Source organism: Ottowia sp. (genome assembly GCF_047975795.1).
Taxonomy (GTDB): Bacteria; Pseudomonadota; Gammaproteobacteria; order Burkholderiales; family Burkholderiaceae_C; genus Ottowia.
The window spans coordinates 1-17,892 of sequence record NZ_JBKEEE010000048.1 but is presented as its reverse complement, the minus strand read 5'-3'; the positions used below and the strand labels follow the sequence as shown (position 1 = coordinate 17,892).

General features: G+C 61.7%; 17 protein-coding genes and 1 tRNA gene. 6 read left to right on the top strand and 12 right to left on the bottom strand.

Features of this window, described 5'->3' with window-relative positions; all coding sequences use genetic code 11:
- Window positions 1-111: 111 nt before the first annotated feature.
- From ACK5NW_RS08050 to ACK5NW_RS08015, 8 genes are all read right to left on the bottom strand, one after another.
- Entirely contained in the window at window positions 112-1,881 is a 1,770-nt protein-coding gene (locus tag ACK5NW_RS08050) for a hypothetical protein (RefSeq protein WP_416926846.1), read from the bottom strand.
- 178 nt (window positions 1,882-2,059) lie between these two features.
- Complete coding sequence (locus ACK5NW_RS08045; RefSeq protein ID WP_416926844.1) at window positions 2,060-3,307, bottom strand: NnrS family protein; 1,248 nt, start codon at window positions 3,305-3,307, stop codon at window positions 2,060-2,062.
- 28 nt (window positions 3,308-3,335) lie between these two features.
- The gene (locus ACK5NW_RS08040) at window positions 3,336-4,193 is read right to left on the bottom strand and encodes an ABC transporter ATP-binding protein (protein WP_416926842.1); all 858 of its coding nucleotides are present in this window, start codon (window positions 4,191-4,193) and stop codon (window positions 3,336-3,338) included.
- A 7-nt stretch (window positions 4,194-4,200) separates the two neighbouring features.
- Window positions 4,201-5,043, bottom strand: coding sequence for an ABC transporter permease (locus tag ACK5NW_RS08035; protein ID WP_416926840.1), 843 nt, complete (start codon window positions 5,041-5,043; stop codon window positions 4,201-4,203).
- Window positions 5,044-5,053: 10 nt separating this feature from the next.
- Entirely contained in the window at window positions 5,054-6,058 is a 1,005-nt protein-coding gene (locus ACK5NW_RS08030; protein ID WP_416926838.1) for an ABC transporter substrate-binding protein, read from the bottom strand.
- 3 nt (window positions 6,059-6,061) lie between these two features.
- Window positions 6,062-8,194: a TonB-dependent receptor gene (locus ACK5NW_RS08025; RefSeq protein ID WP_416926836.1), complete on the bottom strand. Its 2,133-nt coding sequence runs from the start codon at window positions 8,192-8,194 to the stop codon at window positions 6,062-6,064.
- Window positions 8,195-8,759: 565 nt separating this feature from the next.
- Window positions 8,760-9,329 carry a lytic transglycosylase domain-containing protein gene (locus ACK5NW_RS08020; protein WP_416926834.1) on the bottom strand — a complete coding sequence of 190 codons (570 nt, stop codon included), beginning with the start codon at window positions 9,327-9,329 and terminating at the stop codon, window positions 8,760-8,762.
- A gap of 128 nt (window positions 9,330-9,457) precedes the next feature.
- Entirely contained in the window at window positions 9,458-11,203 is a 1,746-nt protein-coding gene (locus tag ACK5NW_RS08015; RefSeq protein WP_416926832.1) for a proline--tRNA ligase, read from the bottom strand.
- 120 nt (window positions 11,204-11,323) lie between these two features.
- Between ACK5NW_RS08015 and ACK5NW_RS08010 the strand changes: the two genes are divergently transcribed.
- From ACK5NW_RS08010 to ACK5NW_RS07995, 4 genes are all read left to right on the top strand, one after another.
- Entirely contained in the window at window positions 11,324-12,004 is a 681-nt protein-coding gene (locus ACK5NW_RS08010) for an RNA pyrophosphohydrolase (RefSeq protein ID WP_416926830.1), read from the top strand.
- Window positions 12,001-12,540 carry a CNP1-like family protein gene (locus ACK5NW_RS08005; protein WP_416926828.1) on the top strand — a complete coding sequence of 180 codons (540 nt, stop codon included), beginning with the start codon at window positions 12,001-12,003 and terminating at the stop codon, window positions 12,538-12,540. Before ACK5NW_RS08010 ends, ACK5NW_RS08005 begins: the two co-directional genes overlap by 4 nt.
- Window positions 12,541-12,664: 124 nt before the next feature.
- Complete coding sequence (locus ACK5NW_RS08000) at window positions 12,665-13,024, top strand: class I SAM-dependent methyltransferase (protein WP_416926826.1); 360 nt, start codon at window positions 12,665-12,667, stop codon at window positions 13,022-13,024.
- Window positions 13,021-13,242: a hypothetical protein gene (locus tag ACK5NW_RS07995; protein ID WP_416926824.1), complete on the top strand. Its 222-nt coding sequence runs from the start codon at window positions 13,021-13,023 to the stop codon at window positions 13,240-13,242. Before ACK5NW_RS08000 ends, ACK5NW_RS07995 begins: the two co-directional genes overlap by 4 nt.
- A 37-nt stretch (window positions 13,243-13,279) precedes the next feature.
- Here the strand turns inward: ACK5NW_RS07995 and proB are convergent, their stop codons facing one another.
- The 4 genes from proB to rplU form a co-directional block, all read right to left on the bottom strand.
- Complete coding sequence (gene proB, locus ACK5NW_RS07990) at window positions 13,280-14,437, bottom strand: glutamate 5-kinase (protein WP_416926822.1); 1,158 nt, start codon at window positions 14,435-14,437, stop codon at window positions 13,280-13,282.
- A gap of 63 nt (window positions 14,438-14,500) precedes the next feature.
- Window positions 14,501-15,562 carry an Obg family GTPase CgtA gene (gene cgtA, locus ACK5NW_RS07985; RefSeq protein WP_416926820.1) on the bottom strand — a complete coding sequence of 354 codons (1,062 nt, stop codon included), beginning with the start codon at window positions 15,560-15,562 and terminating at the stop codon, window positions 14,501-14,503.
- 286 nt (window positions 15,563-15,848) lie between these two features.
- Window positions 15,849-16,112 carry a 50S ribosomal protein L27 gene (gene rpmA, locus ACK5NW_RS07980; RefSeq protein WP_416926818.1) on the bottom strand — a complete coding sequence of 88 codons (264 nt, stop codon included), beginning with the start codon at window positions 16,110-16,112 and terminating at the stop codon, window positions 15,849-15,851.
- A gap of 21 nt (window positions 16,113-16,133) precedes the next feature.
- Complete coding sequence (rplU, locus tag ACK5NW_RS07975; protein WP_416926816.1) at window positions 16,134-16,451, bottom strand: 50S ribosomal protein L21; 318 nt, start codon at window positions 16,449-16,451, stop codon at window positions 16,134-16,136.
- A gap of 251 nt (window positions 16,452-16,702) precedes the next feature.
- Here rplU and ACK5NW_RS07970 point away from each other — a divergent pair, with 251 nt between their 5' ends.
- Window positions 16,703-17,632 (top strand): polyprenyl synthetase family protein, encoded by a 930-nt coding sequence (locus ACK5NW_RS07970; RefSeq protein ID WP_416926893.1) that lies wholly within the window; start codon window positions 16,703-16,705, stop codon window positions 17,630-17,632.
- A gap of 27 nt (window positions 17,633-17,659) precedes the next feature.
- A tRNA-Pro gene (locus ACK5NW_RS07965) sits at window positions 17,660-17,736 on the top strand.
- Window positions 17,737-17,892: the final 156 nt, after the last annotated feature.

Sequence of the window (17,892 nt, the reverse complement as noted above, 5' to 3'; positions counted from 1 at the left end):
GTGCATGAAGTCGATTCTGCCGTCAAAAAAATCAGGACATCAGCGGCACAAGCAAATCATAAAAAACGGGAGGCCTATCGCCTCCCGTTCAGCATGGATAGCAATGGTCGATCAAGCCCGCTGCTGCCAACGCAACGCTGCAAAGCCTGCCATCATGAGACCAAGCAAACCAAGCAACGCCTGAGAAAGTGTGGGCACTGCCGTCAGCCCTCCTCCAGCAGGCGAAGGACTCATCACCGCAGTGATTGCAGCCGATGTCGTGTTATTGGCCGTATTAACTTCATCGGTAACACCCGTAATAGCGACATCAATGGCGTAGGTGCCCGGCGTAGAAACCACCACCTGAAAATTCACCGGCACCACAGCGGCAGGAGCCAATGGCCCCAAGCCTGCACTGGACAAATCACAGGACAGCACTTGCGGGTCGGTGGCGGGTACAGCAACCACCGTGCACCCTGCGGGCGGTGCGCCAGACAAGCGCACATACGGAGGCAAGGTGATGGTGCCAAGACCATCGGCCACGTTGCCCAGCGTGCCTTCATTGGCAAAAGTCACAACAATACTTTGCACGGTGCCGGTATTTACAGGTGCTGTCGGGGCAGTGATGGTTGGAACTGCATCCGGTTCATAAGCGCGCGCGCAACCAGCCACCGTTTGGGGCAAGCCCCAATAAGTTGACACGCCTACGGGTAAAGCCACGTTACCCTGAGAAAACCCGATATCTGTAACGGTGGCTGCATCCGGGTCAGGAATACGAGTTAGGGTCGTGCCAGCACTACTGCCGCGATTGCCCACCCACATGGCACCATCTGGCCCGCGACGTACATGACCACCGCCCTGTGCAGACGCAGTATCACCCGTGATGCCCACAAACTCTTGCGAAACCTCAATGGCAGCACTAGTTTCGGTGGTCAAGTTGTAACGCCACAGACGGCCAGGATAGATTTGCGAAACATACAAATAATCACCACTGGGCGAAAAGTCTGCCGCGTAGGCAGTGCGATTTCCGCTGCTACCAGCATTTGTATCTGCCGTTCCGCCCACCGGCACCTGCCAGACGGCCAGTTCGGTCGCTGCGCCTGTCGCAGCGTCAAATTCCATCAGAAAGACACGGTTGCCGTCACGGGCAAGAATGTCACTGGTCAACACCGCCATGCGGGTCATATCAGGGCTGAAATAAATGCTCCCATAAACTCGTCGGATAAATGTTGAAAGTGTGGTAACAACCGGGGATCCCACAGGGCCGCTGTCATCAAAGCGCACCGCAATCAGATTGCTGGAATTGAACTGGGTGGTCAACACCCAGTGTCCCAAACCATCGCTGGTGGGTATGGCTGTCAACAACTCATTGGAAGAAACTCCTGGAATGACCACGTTCTTGGTGACCACTTCCCCCAATCCACCATTGGCTGTCATGTCGATGATGTTGTAACGCAATTGCCCCGGCGCTGGCGTAGGGCTTCCTCCTGTGCCGCTCGTAGTCACCGCAAAATAACGCCCAGGAACACCGGGCGCATTGAATGCAGCCGCCATTTGTACTGCACTGGCCCCGCCTACAATGCCCGTGCCGTTAACCATAGGCACTTGATCGCGGTTGTAGATGTTGCCTGCACCCAGCCAGAACTGGAGAGTACCGTTGTTATCGGTAATCACCGTAGATCCTTCCGCCACGCTACCAACCGTTGAGGCATTGGTGGACAGGGTGTAGGCGTTGCCAGAAATTCCAAAATCAATGGCCACTCGGTTACCGGTGAACCAGTAGCGTTCCGCAGCGCGTACTTGGGCCGCAGTGCAGGTTTGCAAAGGTGGCGCAGCTTGTACGGTAGTGATCAAGCCCATCAACCCCCAGCACATGACCATCGCCGAGCGACGAATACGCATCATTTTTCTCTCCCTTGATTTCATGTTCCAGATTGACGCAATCAGAAACAATTAAGCCACTCATAGCCTTTTGATTTCAGCAAACCACAAACGCGCTCGACACATACTCTCTTGTCCACAATATTTCACATGTGGCGCACCCGATTCCAGATTTCAGGTTGTAGGGCCGTTGATCATGTCAATGCTTACAGGATGACGAGGCAGCAGGTATGCCATTGCCCAGCGCTTCTTCACAACCTGTGCCGCCATCCAGCCGGGGACCGACCAAGTGTTGCCACGCAAACACGGCGAACAGCAGCCAGGCCACCACCCAAGCCAGCGCGGCCACCCACCACCAGGCCAGCATGGCCACACCCGCCACCGGCATGGCAGACACGGCACGCGCCAGCGCGGCCAGCACCAGCAGGCCCGTGGCCACCAGCCGCCAGCGCCGGTCGTCCAGTGCGCGGCCCGCGTGGATGCGCCCGGCGATGTTCATCACCGCCAGCACCGCCAGCCCCATGCTGCCCACGGTGAGCAGGTGGCGGCCTGCGGACGGTGCCCAAGGCGCGCCCAGCCAGGCCAGACCCATCAGCGCAAAGCCTGCGGCCATGCCCACGTACACCGCATACAGCGGCCAGACCCAGCGGTGCAGCAATGCGCGGCCAAAGTGCCAGTCGGTCATCAGCGCCAGCACGGCCGCCGCCGTGGCCAGGGCCAGCCAGCCCAACGTGGGGGTGGACGTGCCCAGCAACTCGGCAGCCGTCACCAGCGCAATGCCGAAGATGGCCAGCCCACGCCGGGGCGGCGGCGCACGGTAATCGGCCTCGTGCACGCCCAGGTGGTCCAGCATGCCGTGCAGCAGGCGCATGGAAATGCGGCTTTGCGCCAGCACGATCAGCACCATCATCACGCCCACCAACGCATTGACCCAGCGCATGTCAGCCTGCCCCTGCACAGCGTCCCACCAGAAACCCGCTTCCAGCAAGGCCAGTGCGGCCACCGCCAGGCCAAAGCCCAGGTGCGGGCGATCAGGCTGCACCAGCAGGCGCGGCGCAATGCGTGCGCCCAGCCAGAGCACCAGCGCCAGATTGGGCAAGGCCATCAGCCAGACCTGGGCAAGGCCATCCAGACCCGCCAGACCCAGCAGTCCAAACGCCCGCGCGGCCAGCCAGAACGCCAGCAGCCAGGCCGTGTCGCGCGGCGCAAAGGCAGGCGTGGCCGTAAATTCGGGCACCGCCGTCAGCAAAAATCCGGTCACGGCGGCCATGCCAAAGCCCCACACCATTTCGTGCGCATGCCAGACCGGGCCGCCCAGCGGTGCCACAGACATGGGCAACGCGCCCGACAGCATGCCCATCCACAGCAGCAGCGCCCCCGCGCCCCACAGCGCCGCGCCCAGAAAAAACGGGCGAAAGCCGCAGCACATCAGCGGCGTCGCCAGCAAGCGCCGAGACCAGGAAGCTGCCCCGCCATCAGCCACAGCCTGCACCCCTGACCACCGGTGTGGCCTGCGCTGGACAGGCCAGCATGTGAATGCCGCTGGCGGCCAGCCGCGTTTGCGCAGACGCGGCGGCCTCCGGCGTCAACGGCGGCAGGCTGAAGGCTTGGCGCACCAGCGGGTGCGCCATCAACAGCGCAGTGTGGTGGAACACCCATTCGTCATCGCGCTGGTTCAGCGGTTGCGCCATGCCAAAGCGCACCAGCACGCGCCCTGGATCGGGCACCATGAACACCAGGCCGTGCGCCAGCCGCACGGCGTCCATCACGTCGTGCGTAACCAGCAGCGCCGCAGCGGCGTGGTCGTGAATGTGTTGCGCCAGCAGTGCATGCATTTCGGCGCGCAAACCCACGTCCAGCGCCGAAAACGGCTCGTCCATCAGCAGCAGGGCTGGCTCCACCGCAAAAGCGCGCGCCAGCGCAGCGCGGCTTTGCATGCCGCCCGACAGCTCGGCCGGGTATTTGGCGTGGTCTTGCTCTGTCAGCCCCACCTGCGCCGCCAGCGTGGCCGCGCGGGCGCGCCGTTCAGCACGCGCCAGCCCCCGGGCTTTCAGGCCCAGCGCAATGTTGTCCAGCAAGCGCTGCCAGGGCAGCAGGCTGGGCTGCTGGAACACGATGGCGTGGCGCGAAAAATCGGTGTCTACGCGGCCTTCGCTGGGCGTCAGCAAGCCCGCAGCGATGCGCAGCAAGGTGGTCTTGCCGCAGCCTGAGCGCCCCAGCAGCGCCACCACCTCGCCTGGCGGCACCTGCAAGTCAACGCCTTCGAGCACTGTCGCGGGGCCGTAGCGGTGGCCGATGGCGTGCAACGCCAGCGCGGGCAGTGTCGTCATCATGCCGGCTTCACGTCTGTTGTTCCGGCGCGCCGCGCCAGCGTTCCATCTCGCGCCGGATCGGCTCCAGCACCAGGTATTCGGTCAGCAACAGCAGGCCCACCACCGCCGACACCCAGGCCAGCGTGCCACCCATGTCCAAATGGCTGCGGGTGGCCGCCAGTTGCGCGCCCGCACCGTCGGCGCTGGCCAGCAGCTCGGCCATCAGCACCACTTTCCAGGACACGCCCAGCGCCGTGATGCAGGCCGCAAACAGGTAAGACGCGATGTGCGGCAAGTACACATCGGTCAGCCGCTGCGTCAGCGGCAGGCGGTAGGCCTGCGCCAGCTCGCGCAGGCGGCCGTCCAGCGTGCGGGTGCCTTGCAACGCGCCCACAAACACAATGGGAAAGCAAGCCACGAACACGGTGAACACCGGCGTGGCATCGCCGCTGCCAAACCACAGCAAGGCCAGCACCAGCCAGGCGATGGGCGGCATGCCAATCAACAGCGTGACCAACGGCCTGGCCATCATGGTGGCCGTGATCGACGCGCCCACCGCCATGCCCAGCAAGCCCCCGGCCAGCACCGACAACCCGTAGCCCGTCAACGCCCGCCGCGCCGTGGCCCCCAGATCGCGCCAGGCTTGCGGCTGCTGGGCAATCTGGTGCAGGCTGGCCAAGGTGTCTTGCGGCGTGGGCAGCACCAGCGGCCCCACTTGCCGGGCCAGCGCATCCCAGGCAGCGATGAACAGCAGCACGCTGGCCACACCCGTCCAGCCGCCCCACAGGTAGTGGCCTGCGCGCGCCAGCCAGCCGGATCGCGGTTTTTCAGAAAGTTCGGGCGACTGGCCGCCAGCGCCGTGGGGGGTCATCGCACTGCCGTCATGCGCCTGCAAAGAAAGCCGCGTCCGGCAGCTTGCCGCCCAGCAATTGCGGGTTGCGCTTGTAAAGCCGCTCGAACAGGAACATCACTTCGCCCTGCGCCTGAGCGGCAGGCACGGGGTCGAGCGGTGCCACGCTCAGGCTGTCGGCCACGGCCTCGACGCTCAGGCGCGACTCGACGGCGGCCACCTCTTTGCCGCAGGCCAGCCGATTGGCCTGGCACCAGGCGCTGGCCTCGACATAGGCTTGCTGAAAGCGCGCCAGCAAGGCGGCGTCCTGTGCGGCAGGCCCCAGTGCGGCAATACCCGCCTGCGCCATGCGCGGCGGGCGTTTGAAGGCACGCGCCCATTCCTGCTGCACGTCGACCGCACGGTACAAATCCGGCGCAACCGCGCTGACGGGAAACGATTTGGTTTTGTGCAAGGCCATGGACACCGCCGGTTCGGCCAGCAGCGCGTGGCGCACGCGCCGGGTCAGCAGCAGTTGCATGGCGTCCAGCGGCGAGGCCACGTAGCGCAGTTTGAAGTCGGTTTGCGGGTTCAGGCCCAGCCCCTGGGCGGTTTCCTGAAACACCAGATCGGGCATGTCTTGGCGAAACGGCAGGGCGATTTCTTCGCCCCGAAAGTCGGCCAGGGTCTTGCGCCCGACATCGCGCGAGACGATGTACAAAATGCCCCACACCGATACGTTGACCAGCCTCAAAGGCACGCCCCGGTTGTACAGATTGGCCGCCACGTTGGTGGGCATGGCGACAAAGTCGGCCTCGGTGCGCAAGGCCAGCGCGCGCAACTGGTCGGGGTCGCGCCAGGGCTTGAAGCTGATGCGGTCCGACAGCGCAGGCCAGCGCCCTTGCGCGGCCAGATGGATCAGCGGGTTGCTGACCGACGCGGGCGGGCCGGACAGGCGCAGCGCCACCGGGTCAGCGGCCTGGGCGCGCAGCACAGCCGCAGATGGAGCCGCAAGCGCAGCGGCAGCGCATTGCACAAGCCTTCGACGATTCAGCATGATTCAGAACTCAAGACGGTAATTGACGGCCACCGAGCGGCCCGGGGCCAGCACTTCATAGCCCGCCAGCCCCTCGGCCAGGTGCTCATGGTACTCACGGTCGGTCAGATTGGTCACAGCCACGCGCACCTGGTGCGGGCCGCGCACCCAGGTGGCCCCGATGTCCAGCGTGGTGAAGCCGGGGGTGGCGTCTTCCAGCCCACGCGAGAAGACGGTGGCTACGCGGTTTTGTTGGCGCACGTGGCGCACGCGCGCGTCGGCGCTCCAACCCCAGCCGATTTGACCCTCCCAGGTGATCGACACTTCATCGGCAGGCATCTGGTACAGCGGCTCGTCCAGATCCTTGTTGCGCCCGCGCAGATGCGAATAACCCAGGCCCAGCCACTGGCCGCGCATGAACTGCCAGCGCGCGCCCAGCTCCAGCCCGGTAATGCGCACGCTGCCCAAGTTGACGGTTCGCCGCACCGGCAGACCGTTTTGGGTTGCGCCAGTGGCCTGGCCGGTGATGTAGTCGCTGATGCGATTGCGGTAGGCGGCAGCAAACCATTGCAGCTCGGGCGACTGGCCTTTCACGCCCACTTCGATCTGGTGCGCCACCTCAGGCTCGATCTGCGGGTTGCCCAGGTACATATAACCGTCGCCGCGCGGCGACGCCTCAAAGCGCTCGCGCATGTCACCCGCACGAAAGCCGCGTGACAAACCCACATAGGGCCTGAACAACGGATGCACTTCATAAATCGCGCCCAGACTGCCCGACACCGCGCTGTCGTTGCGCTTCAAACCCGTGGTGACCGCACCATTGGCCACCGAATCGGCATTGCCGTGCACGCGGTCGTAGCGCAGCCCGGCCACCACACCCAGCCTGCCAAAGCGCATGTCGTCCTGCACGTACACGCCCAGCGCCTGCACGCGCCCGTCATCAAACGGGTTGTTTTGCACATACGCGCCGCTGTTGAACATGTGGCGATCGGGCGATGCCTTCATGCGCCAGCCATTGAAACCAAAGCTGAGCAAGTGCTGCTCGTTCAGCGCCCAGTCGGCGCGCGCGTCCAGGCCAGTGGTGTCGAACGACACGTCGGTCTTGGTCATATCCCGCTGCATCGGCCCATTGGCCCAGGCACTGATCTTGCGGTCGATGCTTTGGTGGTACAGCCGCACATCAAAATCCACCGGGCCGCGGCCCTTGTGGCTGTAGCCAATTTCTGCCAACTGGCGCGACTGCCGGGGCGAATGGACGGTGGTGGAGCCGACCATGGGATTGGCGTTCGGCTGGGTAGAGCCGGGATACCACGCATCGTGCAGGTTATCGCGCTGGAACGACAGGCGGATTTGCTGCGCGCTGTCGATGCGATAGCGGTACTGGCCGATCACCGCGTCGGCTTCGTAACTGGTGCGGTCCACCCGGTCGCCGCCTGCGCGGTAATCGTTGTAATGCGCGCCCGCTGCGCCCAGCATGAAGGCGTGGTCGCCCCCGCTCCAGTTGACCAAGCCAGTGGCACCCACGCTGCGGTCGCCACTGGCCGCGCGCAGCCCTAGGCGGCCCGACACGCCCGCATCAAAGCGCGCCTGCGGCAGCAACACGTTCACCGCCCCGCCCAACGCACCTGTGCCATACAGCACCGACGCCGGGCCTTTGAGCACCTCCACCCGATCGGCCAGCCCCAGCGAGACAAACGAGCTGACCGCGCCATAGGGCTGGGCCGAGTTGACCCGCATGCCATCGACCATCAGCACCAGCGATTCTTTTTTCAGCCCGCGCACCACCGGGTTCATGTTGGGCGCGCCGTCGCTGGTGGCAGACAGGCCCGGCTCGCCCACCAACGCCTGCCCTAAGCTGGTGGTGCCTTTTTCAACGATGTCATCGGCGGTGATGACCTCCACCGAAGCGGGTGTATCCACCGTGGCCGCGGCATGTCCCTTGGCCGTGACCGACACCTCGGCCAGGGTAGCCGCATCGGCTGGCGATGGTGCCGTCGCTTCACTGGCGACGGCTGTCGGTGCCACTGGCTGGGCCGCTGCGGCCTGGCCCAGAATCACGGCGGCGGCGGCCAGCGCCAAGGACGAAGGCGTATAGCCCAAACTTAAACCCAATGGCAGATTTAAACCCAATGACAAATGGCCACGCTTGCAAGCCATCACACAAGAACAAAAATCCGACAGGCTGGACATTTTTAGCGCGCTCCCAAAACAAACATGCCCAAGGACGTTGGGAGGGCATGCGGTTGGTGGCTGGCTGGCACCCCAAGGACGCGGGCTGGCTGAAAAAGGGCTGTGGTGCGACATCGCACGATGCATAGGCATACGCATACGCATACGCATACGCATACGCTTTAGCATCGATCAAGCCGCAACAAAAAATAGGAACTATTTGCAACAAGCGTACCGCGCCCGACAAACCCCAACCTTGAACAAGGTCAAGCGGTAGCACCTGCTTTCAACCTAGATCCGGCAGTTGGACGCATCCGATGGTGCTGTGATCGGCGTGCCAGGCAAGACGCGAGGACGCTGCGGGCTTGCTGCCCGCAAGGACGAGCAACGCCGCATGGCGCGGCGAGCGCAGTGCCAATGGGTGCGTAGCGCCTTGACCTCCAGGGTAAGCTTGGGGAAAGGGCAGAAAGTGGTGTATTCATGCGGCTTTCAAGAAGAGCACAAGCGGTCAACTGCTGGATCTGGGTTTAACCTCTGATCATCACCCCGGCACTCAAGGCGTGTACAGCCATTTTTTTTGCGCACCGAACACCGCATTGGGGTATTGCGGCTTGCCGCGCGAGCCGTTGTAGCGGCCTAAGGCCATGTATTCATCACCACGCTCGCGATCGAGGTAGTGGCGCAGGATCACGCAGCCAAAGCGCAGGTTGGTTTGCATATGGAACAGTTTGCCGGGATCGCCGTCGCCAATCACGCGGGTCCAAAACGGCATGACCTGCATGTAGCCGCGTGCGCCCACGCGCGAAACGGCAAATTTGCGGAACGCGCTTTCCACTTGAATCAAACCCAGTACCAACGAGGTGTTCAGCCCGGCGCGCTTGCTTTCGTACCAGACGGTTTGCAGAAAATCGGTGCGGTCGGTAAAGTTTTTCTTGCGCGGATACAGGCGATCGCTCATGGCCGACAACCAACGCAGGTAAGCCAGTCGCGCCTCGGTGCTGGCAAACACCGGCACTGGCGGCGCACTGTTGGCAATGGCCGACGACAAGGCCGTGCGCACAGAATCAACCAATGGCTCTTCCAACTGCCTGCCTGCCTGCGATTGCCCTGAAAAAAGCAACATTCCAGGCAATGTCGACAAGCGCAATATGGCTGTTCTTCTGTCCAAAACTATCAAACCCCCTTAGACAACAGTTGCCGCAATGATTTTTGCAACGGTCTTTTCTTTGGCAACGGTTTTCGGCCCACCCGTTATGGCTTCAGGCGCGCCTTCACAAAACCAGCCGCGTCAGCCACTGGTACTTTGGTCGCCACACTGTCGCGGCGGTGCTGGTATTCCACCTGACCTTCTTTCAGGCTCTTGTCGCCGATGGTGATGCGGTGCGGCACACCAATCAGTTCCCAGTCGGCAAACATGGCACCGGGGCGCTCGCCGCGGTCATCCAAAATCACGTCGACACCAGCGGCCAGCAGATCGGCATACAGCGCCTCGGCGGTGGTTTTGACGGCTTCGCTGCGGTCCATGCCCACCGGGCAGATCACCGCCGTAAAAGGGGCAATGGCGTCAGGCCAGATGATGCCGCGTTCGTCGTGGTTTTGCTCGATGGCAGCAGCGGGCAGGCGCGTGATGCCGATGCCGTAGCAACCCATCTGAAAAGGTTTGGGTTTGCCGTCTTCGTCCAAAAAGGTGGCGTTCATCGCCACGCTGTATTTGGTGCCCAGGTAGAAGATGTGGCCAATCTCGATGCCGCGCTCGATGGCGATCTGGCCTTTGCCGTCGGGTGCCGCATCGCCGGCGACCACGTTGCGCACGTCGGCCACCGCATCCGGCTCGGGCAAATCGCGCCCCCAGTTGACGCCGGTAATGTGAAAGCCCTCGTCATTGGCACCGCACACCCAGTCGGCCATCACAGCCACTTCACGGTCGGCGACGATCTTGACTGGCTTTTGCAGCCCGATCGGCCCCAGATAGCCGGGTTTGGTGCCGAAGTGCTCAATGATTTCGGGCACGCTGGCAAAGCGAAAACCCACATCCAGCCCCGGCACCTTGCTGGCCTTGACCTCGTTCAGGTCATGGTCGCCACGCAGCAGCAGCAGCCAGATTTGCGTCTTGGCAATTTCGTCCTGCGCGTTCAGCGTGTCGGTGGCCAGCACCAGGGACTTGACAGTTTGTGTCAGTGGCAAGCCCAGCAATTCGGCCACGTCGGCGCAGGTGCTTTTGCCCGGTGTGGGGGTTTTGGTCATCGGCAGCGTTGGTGCCTGACGCGGGCCTTGCGGTGCCAGCGCCTCGGCCTTTTCCATGTTGGCGGCGTAATCGCTGCCAGTGCTGTAGACGATGGCGTCTTCGCCCGTGGCAGCGATGACCTGAAACTCCTCGCTCAAATCGCCACCAATCGCCCCAGAATCGGCCGCCACAGCGCGGTACGTCAAGCCAAAGCGGTCAAAAATGGCGCGGTAGGCATCGGCCATGACCTGGTAGCTTTTTTGGGCACCCGCTTCGTCGCGGTCAAAGCTGTAGGCATCTTTCATGGTGAACTCGCGCCCGCGCATCAGGCCAAAGCGCGGGCGGCGTTCGTCGCGGAACTTGGTCTGAATCTGGTACAGGTTGCGTGGCAGTTGCTTGTAGCTTTTGAACTCTTGCCGGGCGATGTCGGTCACCACCTCTTCGCTGGTAGGTTGCACCACAAAGTCGCGCTCGTGCCGGTCTTTCAGGCGCAGCAGCTCAGGCCCCATTTTTTCAAAGCGACCAGTTTCCTGCCACAGCTCGGCGGGCTGTACGACCGGCATGGCGCATTCCACGGCACCAGCGCGGTTCATCTCCTCGCGCACGATGGCTTCCACCTTGCGGATCACGCGCAAGCCCATGGGCATGTAGGTGTAAATACCCGCCGACAGGCGCTTGACCAGGCCCGCGCGCATCATCAGCCGGTGGCTCATCACTTCGGCATCCGCCGGAGCCTCTTTGAGGGTGGAAATCAGAAACTGGGAAGCTTTCATGGCGTGGCGACTGCGCTGGCGGCCGACTGGGTTAAAAGCCGCGCGGGGGTTTGTGCCCACTTGCTGCACCCAGACGGGCGTGCATAATGGCTGCAACTTTTTGAAAATTGGGGTTTGATTATGCTTGACCGGGAAGGCTTTCGCCCGAACGTCGGCATCATCTTGCTCAACCAGAAAAATCAGGTATTTTGGGGCAAGCGCATACGCAGCCATTCTTGGCAGTTCCCACAGGGCGGCATTGACCGGGGCGAATCGCCCGAGCAGGCCATGTTCCGTGAGCTGCACGAAGAAGTGGGCCTTCAGCCCGAGCATGTGCGCATCGTGGCCCGAACCCGTGACTGGTTGCGCTACGAGGTGCCAGACCGGTTCATCCGCCGCGACGCGCGCGGCCATTACAAAGGCCAAAAGCAGATCTGGTATCTGCTTCAACTGATGGCCTACGACTGGCAGTTGAATCTGCGCGCCACCAGCCATCCGGAGTTCGACGCCTGGCGCTGGAACGATTATTGGGTACCGCTGGATGTGGTGGTTGAATTCAAACGCGGTGTGTACGAAATGGCGCTGACCGAATTGGCGCGCCACCTGCCACGGCAAGAACACCGCAACCGCTACCTGCGCGGTGGCGTACGGCCGCGTGATCGCCACGGGCCGCCGCCGATTCAAACACAAGAGCAAGACGAGCGACGTCCCCAGGGTCGGCAAGCGCATTCGCACGATGCGTGGGTCGCCAACGATGTCTCGGTGGGCCACAGCAGCGGCACGCCTGCGTCTGGGCCGCTAGCGCCACACGAGGACGCATGAAACGTATGCCGTGGTGGCCGCTGCTGACGCGCTCATTGGCGCTGATGACGACCCTGTGCGCCTGCGCCATAACGGCCTGGGCGCAACCGCTGTTGGGCGAGGTTGATCCCAACTGGCGTGAAGACCCGGTGCCCCCACCGCCTGCCTACAGCACCAGCGGCCTGATCGACATTGAAATGCCGGTCAGATCAAACGTGAAGATGGGGCTGGATCCCGATACCCTGGTATTGAACCAGCAAACGGGGGTGGTACGTTACGTGGTGGTCGCGCGCGGCCCGTCGGCCATCAATGCGTCGTACGAAGGCATCCGCTGTGCTACGGGCGAATATCGCGTGTATGCGCGCCAAACGCCCGGCAACCCGTGGAACCCTTCGGAAGACGAAGACTGGAAACCCATGCGTGGGCAGTCGGGCGTGGTGGTGGCACACCCTTTGCGGCTGGCGCGCGACGGACTGTGCGTGGGCACCACGCTGCGACGCACCGCACAGGACATGGTGCGCGAGCTGCGCACGGGCAACCGCTCCATCTATTACTGACCTGCGCGACATTCAACCCAGCAGCTTGTCGCACGTTCTCTTTCACATCACCATAAGCTGCGCGCGTGGTTTCCTGCACTTTGTCCCGGCAGCCTCTCACTTTCGCATTAAGCGTTTTCACACGATGCTTCACGACCCTTGGCTTACTCGCTGGTTACCGTTGATTTCTGAGTGCGCCACTGACGCCCCTGTGCTTGAGATTGGGTGCGGTCATGGCGACGACACGGCCACCCTCACCAAGGCCGGTCTTCGGGTTGTAGCCTTCGATCTTTCTTGCACCGCTGTTGCCTTGGCCAAAGCTCGCGTGCCAGCCGCCATGATCGAATGCCGCGACGTTCAAGCCCCTCTCCCACATCATCCCAAGGCAGTGGAGCAGTCATTGCAAGTCTGTCGCTGCATTACTTCTCTTGGCAAGAAACGGTTTCAATCGTCCAAAGAATTCGAGAGACACTGCGACCCGGAGGTCTGCTGCTCTGTCGCTTGAACTCTACCGAAGATCACAACTTCGGTGCGAGCGGGCACCCTGAGATCGAACCCAACTTCTTCATGGTCAACGGGCAAGCCAAGCGGTTCTTTGATGAAGCGTCTGTCGCAGAACTCTTCGCCAATGGGTGGAGGCAACTGTCGCTTGAGCACTTCGTCAGTCGCAAATACATGAAACCCAAGGCGCTTTGGGAAGTGGCCGTTGAGCGTGCCGCCTGACATCACTGGCAATCCAGCTCGTTGAGCGATGGCGCTTTTAGCGCGCCAGCACCAGATTGTCGCGATGAATCATCTCCGGCTCGGCGCTGTAGCCGAGCAGCGCCCCCATTTCGCTGGACGGCTTGCGGCACAACAGGCGTGCCTCGGCGCTGGAGTAATTGGCCAAGCCGCGCCCCACGTCAGCACCAGTCTGATCGCGGATGGCCACCACGTCGCCGCGAGAAAACACACCTTCAACCTGCGTCATGCCAATGGGCAGCAGGCTTTTGCCCTCGTGCCGCAGCTTGGTGGCTGCACCAGTATCCACCACCAGCGCGCCGCGCAATTGCAGGTGATCGACCATCCATTGCTTGCGCGCCTGGGTTTTTTGCGTCGGTGCCACCAGCAGGGTGCCGATGCGCTCGCCTGCAGCCAGGCGCAGCAGTGTATCGTGTTCACGTCCCCAGGCGATCACCGTGGACGCCCCCGAGCCAGCCGCCCGCTTGGCGGCCAAAATCTTGGTCAGCATGCCACCCTTGCCAATGGCTGAGCCTGCACCACCGGCCATGCGCTCCAGCGCCACATCGCCCGCGCGGGCCTCGTGCACAAATTCAGCCGCCGGGTTGCTGCGCGGATCGGCTGTGTACAAGCCTTTTTGGTCGGTCAGAATGATCAACAAGTCGGCCTCAATCAAATTGGCCACCAGCGCGCCTAGCGTATCGTTATCGCCCACCTTGATTTCGTCGGTGACCACCGTGTCGTTTTCGTTGATGACCGGCAGCACCTGATAGTGCAGCAGCGTCATCAGCGTGGAACGGGCGTTGAGATAGCGCTCACGGTCAGCCAAATCAGCGTGCGTGAGCAGCACCTGGGCGCTGCGCAGGCCGTGCTCGCGCAGCTTGGTTTCGTACATCTGCGCCAAACCCATTTGCCCCACGGCAGCGGCGGCTTGCAGCTCATTGACCTCACGCGGGCGCTTGGCCCAGCCCAGCCGCTTCATGCCTTCGGCAATCGCGCCACTGGACACCATGACGACTTCGCGCCGCCCCACCAGCCCCAGCGCGCCATCGCCCTGCGCCAGCACCGCCATTTGCCTGCACCACTCGCCAATGGCCGCTGCGTCCAGCCCGCGCCCTTCGTTGGTGACCAGGCTGGAGCCAACCTTGATGACGATGCGGCGCGCCTGGCGCAACACGCTGGAGATGTTTTGTTCCATATGATGTAGGGGTTTAGCGCTTATTCAGTCTGCGCAAGCAGCTATATTATTTGTAGCTTTAAGTTAGTCAGAAGCAAAGCGTGGATCAGGAACTGATTCGGGCGCATCGGCCTGTTGCTCGGCCTGAACCTGGCCGTAGATGGCACGCACCAGCGGCTCGCAGCCTTCGCGGGTCAACGCTGATATCTCGAACACTGGCCCCTTCCAGCGCAAGCGTTTGATGAAGTTTTTGACCCGCGCCTCGCGCTCCTCGGCGGACAGCATGTCCACCTTGTTCAGCACCAGCCAGCGCGGTTTGTCGTACAGGGTTTTGTCATATTTTTTCAGCTCGGCCACAATGGCCTTGGCCTGCTGCACCGGGTCAACCGCATCGTCAAACGGTGCCATATCCACGATGTGCAGCAACAAGCGGGTGCGCTGCAAATGGCGCAAAAACTGGTGGCCCAGGCCCGCGCCTTCGCTGGCCCCTTCAATCAGACCGGGAATGTCGGCCACCACAAAGCTCTGCGCTGGCCCCACCCGCACCACGCCCAGGTTGGGGTGCAAGGTGGTAAAGGGGTAATCGGCTATTTTTGGCCGCGCATTGCTGACAGCCGCAATAAAGGTTGATTTGCCTGCATTAGGCATGCCCAACAGACCCACATCGGCCAGCACTTTCAGCTCCAGCTTCAGGCTTTTGCGCTCACCCGGCCAGCCCGGGGTTTTTTGCCGGGGCGCGCGGTTGATGGCACTTTTGAAGCGCATGTTGCCAAAGCCGCCATCGCCGCCTTTGGCGATCATGAGGGTTTCGCCCGGCGTCAGCAGCTCGTACAGCACCTCGCCTGTTTCAGCATCGCTGATCAGGGTACCCACCGGCATCTTGAGCGTAACGTCATCGCCCGCCGCACCAAACATGTCCGAACCCATGCCATGCTGGCCGCGTTTGGCCTCGTGCCTGCGTGCGTAGCGAAAGTCGACCAGCGTGTTGAGGTTGGTATCAGCCACAGCATACACATGCCCTCCGCGGCCACCGTCACCACCGTTGGGACCACCAAACTCCTTGTATTTTTCGTGCCGAAACGACACGCAACCGTTGCCGCCGTCGCCCGCAGCGATGTCGATATAAGCTTCGTCAACGAACTTCATGATCACCTCAGAGTGTAAGAACGTTGTTCAAAGTCTTTGCGAAAGAGGTGTGGAATGCGGATCGGGATGGGACGGGATGCAAGGCGCAAATCGCAGCGATACCAGGCGGGTATCAGCAAGGATTTGCAACGCAGCAGACCGCCCGAAGACGCGCCCACATGGTCGCGAGAATACTTTGAACACGCTCTAAAGCCACGGGATCAGCGTCGAACGCGCACAAGCCACCAAAACAGCAAAGCCCCGCACAGGCGAGGCTTCTTGCAAAACGGTTGTGACTTGCGTCCGATCAGGCTGCCAGCGGACTAATCTCCACCGTTTTCTTGTTCAGCGCACCTTTGGTGGCAAACGACACTTGCCCGTCCACCAACGCGAACAGCGTATGGTCTTTGCCCACACCTACGTTGGTGCCTGCATGAAAGCGTGTGCCGCGCTGACGCACGATGATGGAGCCTGCACTGACGGTTTGACCGCCAAATACTTTCACGCCCAGCATCTTGGGTTTGGAATCGCGGCCATTTCGCGTGGAACCGCCGCCTTTTTTCTGTGCCATGGTGATTGAACTCCTTGTGCTTTATTTGCCGCCGTTGATGGCACCAATTTCAAGCTCGGTATAGCCTTGGCGATGGCCTTGGCGCTTCTGATAGTGCTTGCGACGGCGCATCTTGAAAATGCGCACCTTGTCGTGCTTGCCGTGGCTGAGCACCTTGGCCACCACAGTGGCACCAGCGACCAGAGGAGCACCAACCTGTAACTCGCCGCCGTTACCGACAGCCAGCACCTGGTCGATGGTGATCTCCTGACCCACGTCCGCAGCAATCTGTTCTATCTTGATCTTCTCGCCAGCGGCAACGCGATACTGCTTGCCACCGGTTTTTATGACCGCGTACATGTAAAGAAACCTCTTTGAAAGTTTTCCCCTGAACGGATTTCCAGGGAACTGCGCATTTTATCAGTCTCAGAGATCACTGGCAAACGATGCTGCATACAGCCGAATTCAGCCACAGAGCGAATCTATAATCAGCCCAACTCTGCGCCAAGCGTGCAGGCATCTTCTGCGCCACTTTGCCGAGTACTGGATCGTTTGTCTTGTCAGCCCCTCACACACCCACCAGCCGTGCGCTAACGCTTGTCGCTGCCGATATGCAGCAGGTGGACATCACCATCGCCCAGCGACTAGATTCTGGTGTGCCCTTGGTGGGCGAAGTGGCCCGCTACATCATCTCCGCAGGTGGCAAACGACTGCGCCCCGCTTTGCTGCTGTTAACGTGTGGCGCTCTGAACTGCCCCAGCCCGCATCGTTTCAACCTGGCCGCCGTGGTGGAATTCATTCACACCGCCACGCTGCTGCATGACGACGTAGTGGATGAATCGACCTTGCGCCGTGGCCGCTCCACCGCCAACGAGATCTTTGGCAACCCAGCCAGCGTACTGGTGGGCGATTTTCTGTATTCACGCGCTTTTCAGATGATGGTGGAAGCTGAAAGCATGCGTGTCATGCAAATTCTGGCCGATGCCACCAACGTTATCGCTGAAGGTGAAGTGCTTCAATTGATGAACATGCACGATGCCTCGCTGGATGAGGCCGCTTACCTGCGCGTTATCCGCTCCAAAACCGCCAAGCTGTTTGAAGCCAGCAGCCGCCTGGCTGCGGTCTTGGCAGACGCACCGTCTGGACTGGAAGCCGCGTGTGCTGAATATGGCCAATCGCTGGGCACCGCATTCCAGGTTATCGACGACGTGCTGGACTATGACGGCAACGTGGCAGAAATGGGTAAAAACCTGGGCGACGACCTGCGCGAAGGCAAAGCCACACTGCCGCTCATTTTGGCCATGCAGGCTGCACAACCAAGCGACGCCACCATGATCCGGCAAGCCATAGAAACCGGTAACACTGACGATTTACCAGCCATTGCGAACATCGTGCGCACCAGCGGTGCACTGGAAGGCGCACGCACCGCCGCAGCCGCCCAAGCCCAGCGCGCCATAGACGCTGCACGCCAATTGCCGAGCAATCCATACACCGACAGTTTGCTAGAATTGGCGGCTCAACTTTTAGAGCGGCGCTCGTAGTTTTTTGCTACGCACCACGCCACTTATCGGGGTGTAGCTTAGCCTGGTAGAGCGCTACGTTCGGGACGTAGAGGCCGGAGGTTCGAATCCTCTCACCCCGACCAAACAAAAAAACAGAAAAGCCCAAGTGGATCAAGCACTTAGGGAAGGTCTGCAAAAGTCAGCCCCATGACGGCCTGATCTGAGACAGTGGAGCGATGCAACAGACAAGCCTTGCCACCACTGGATTCGAGCTTGCAGCCAAACGCACGCGCAAGCGT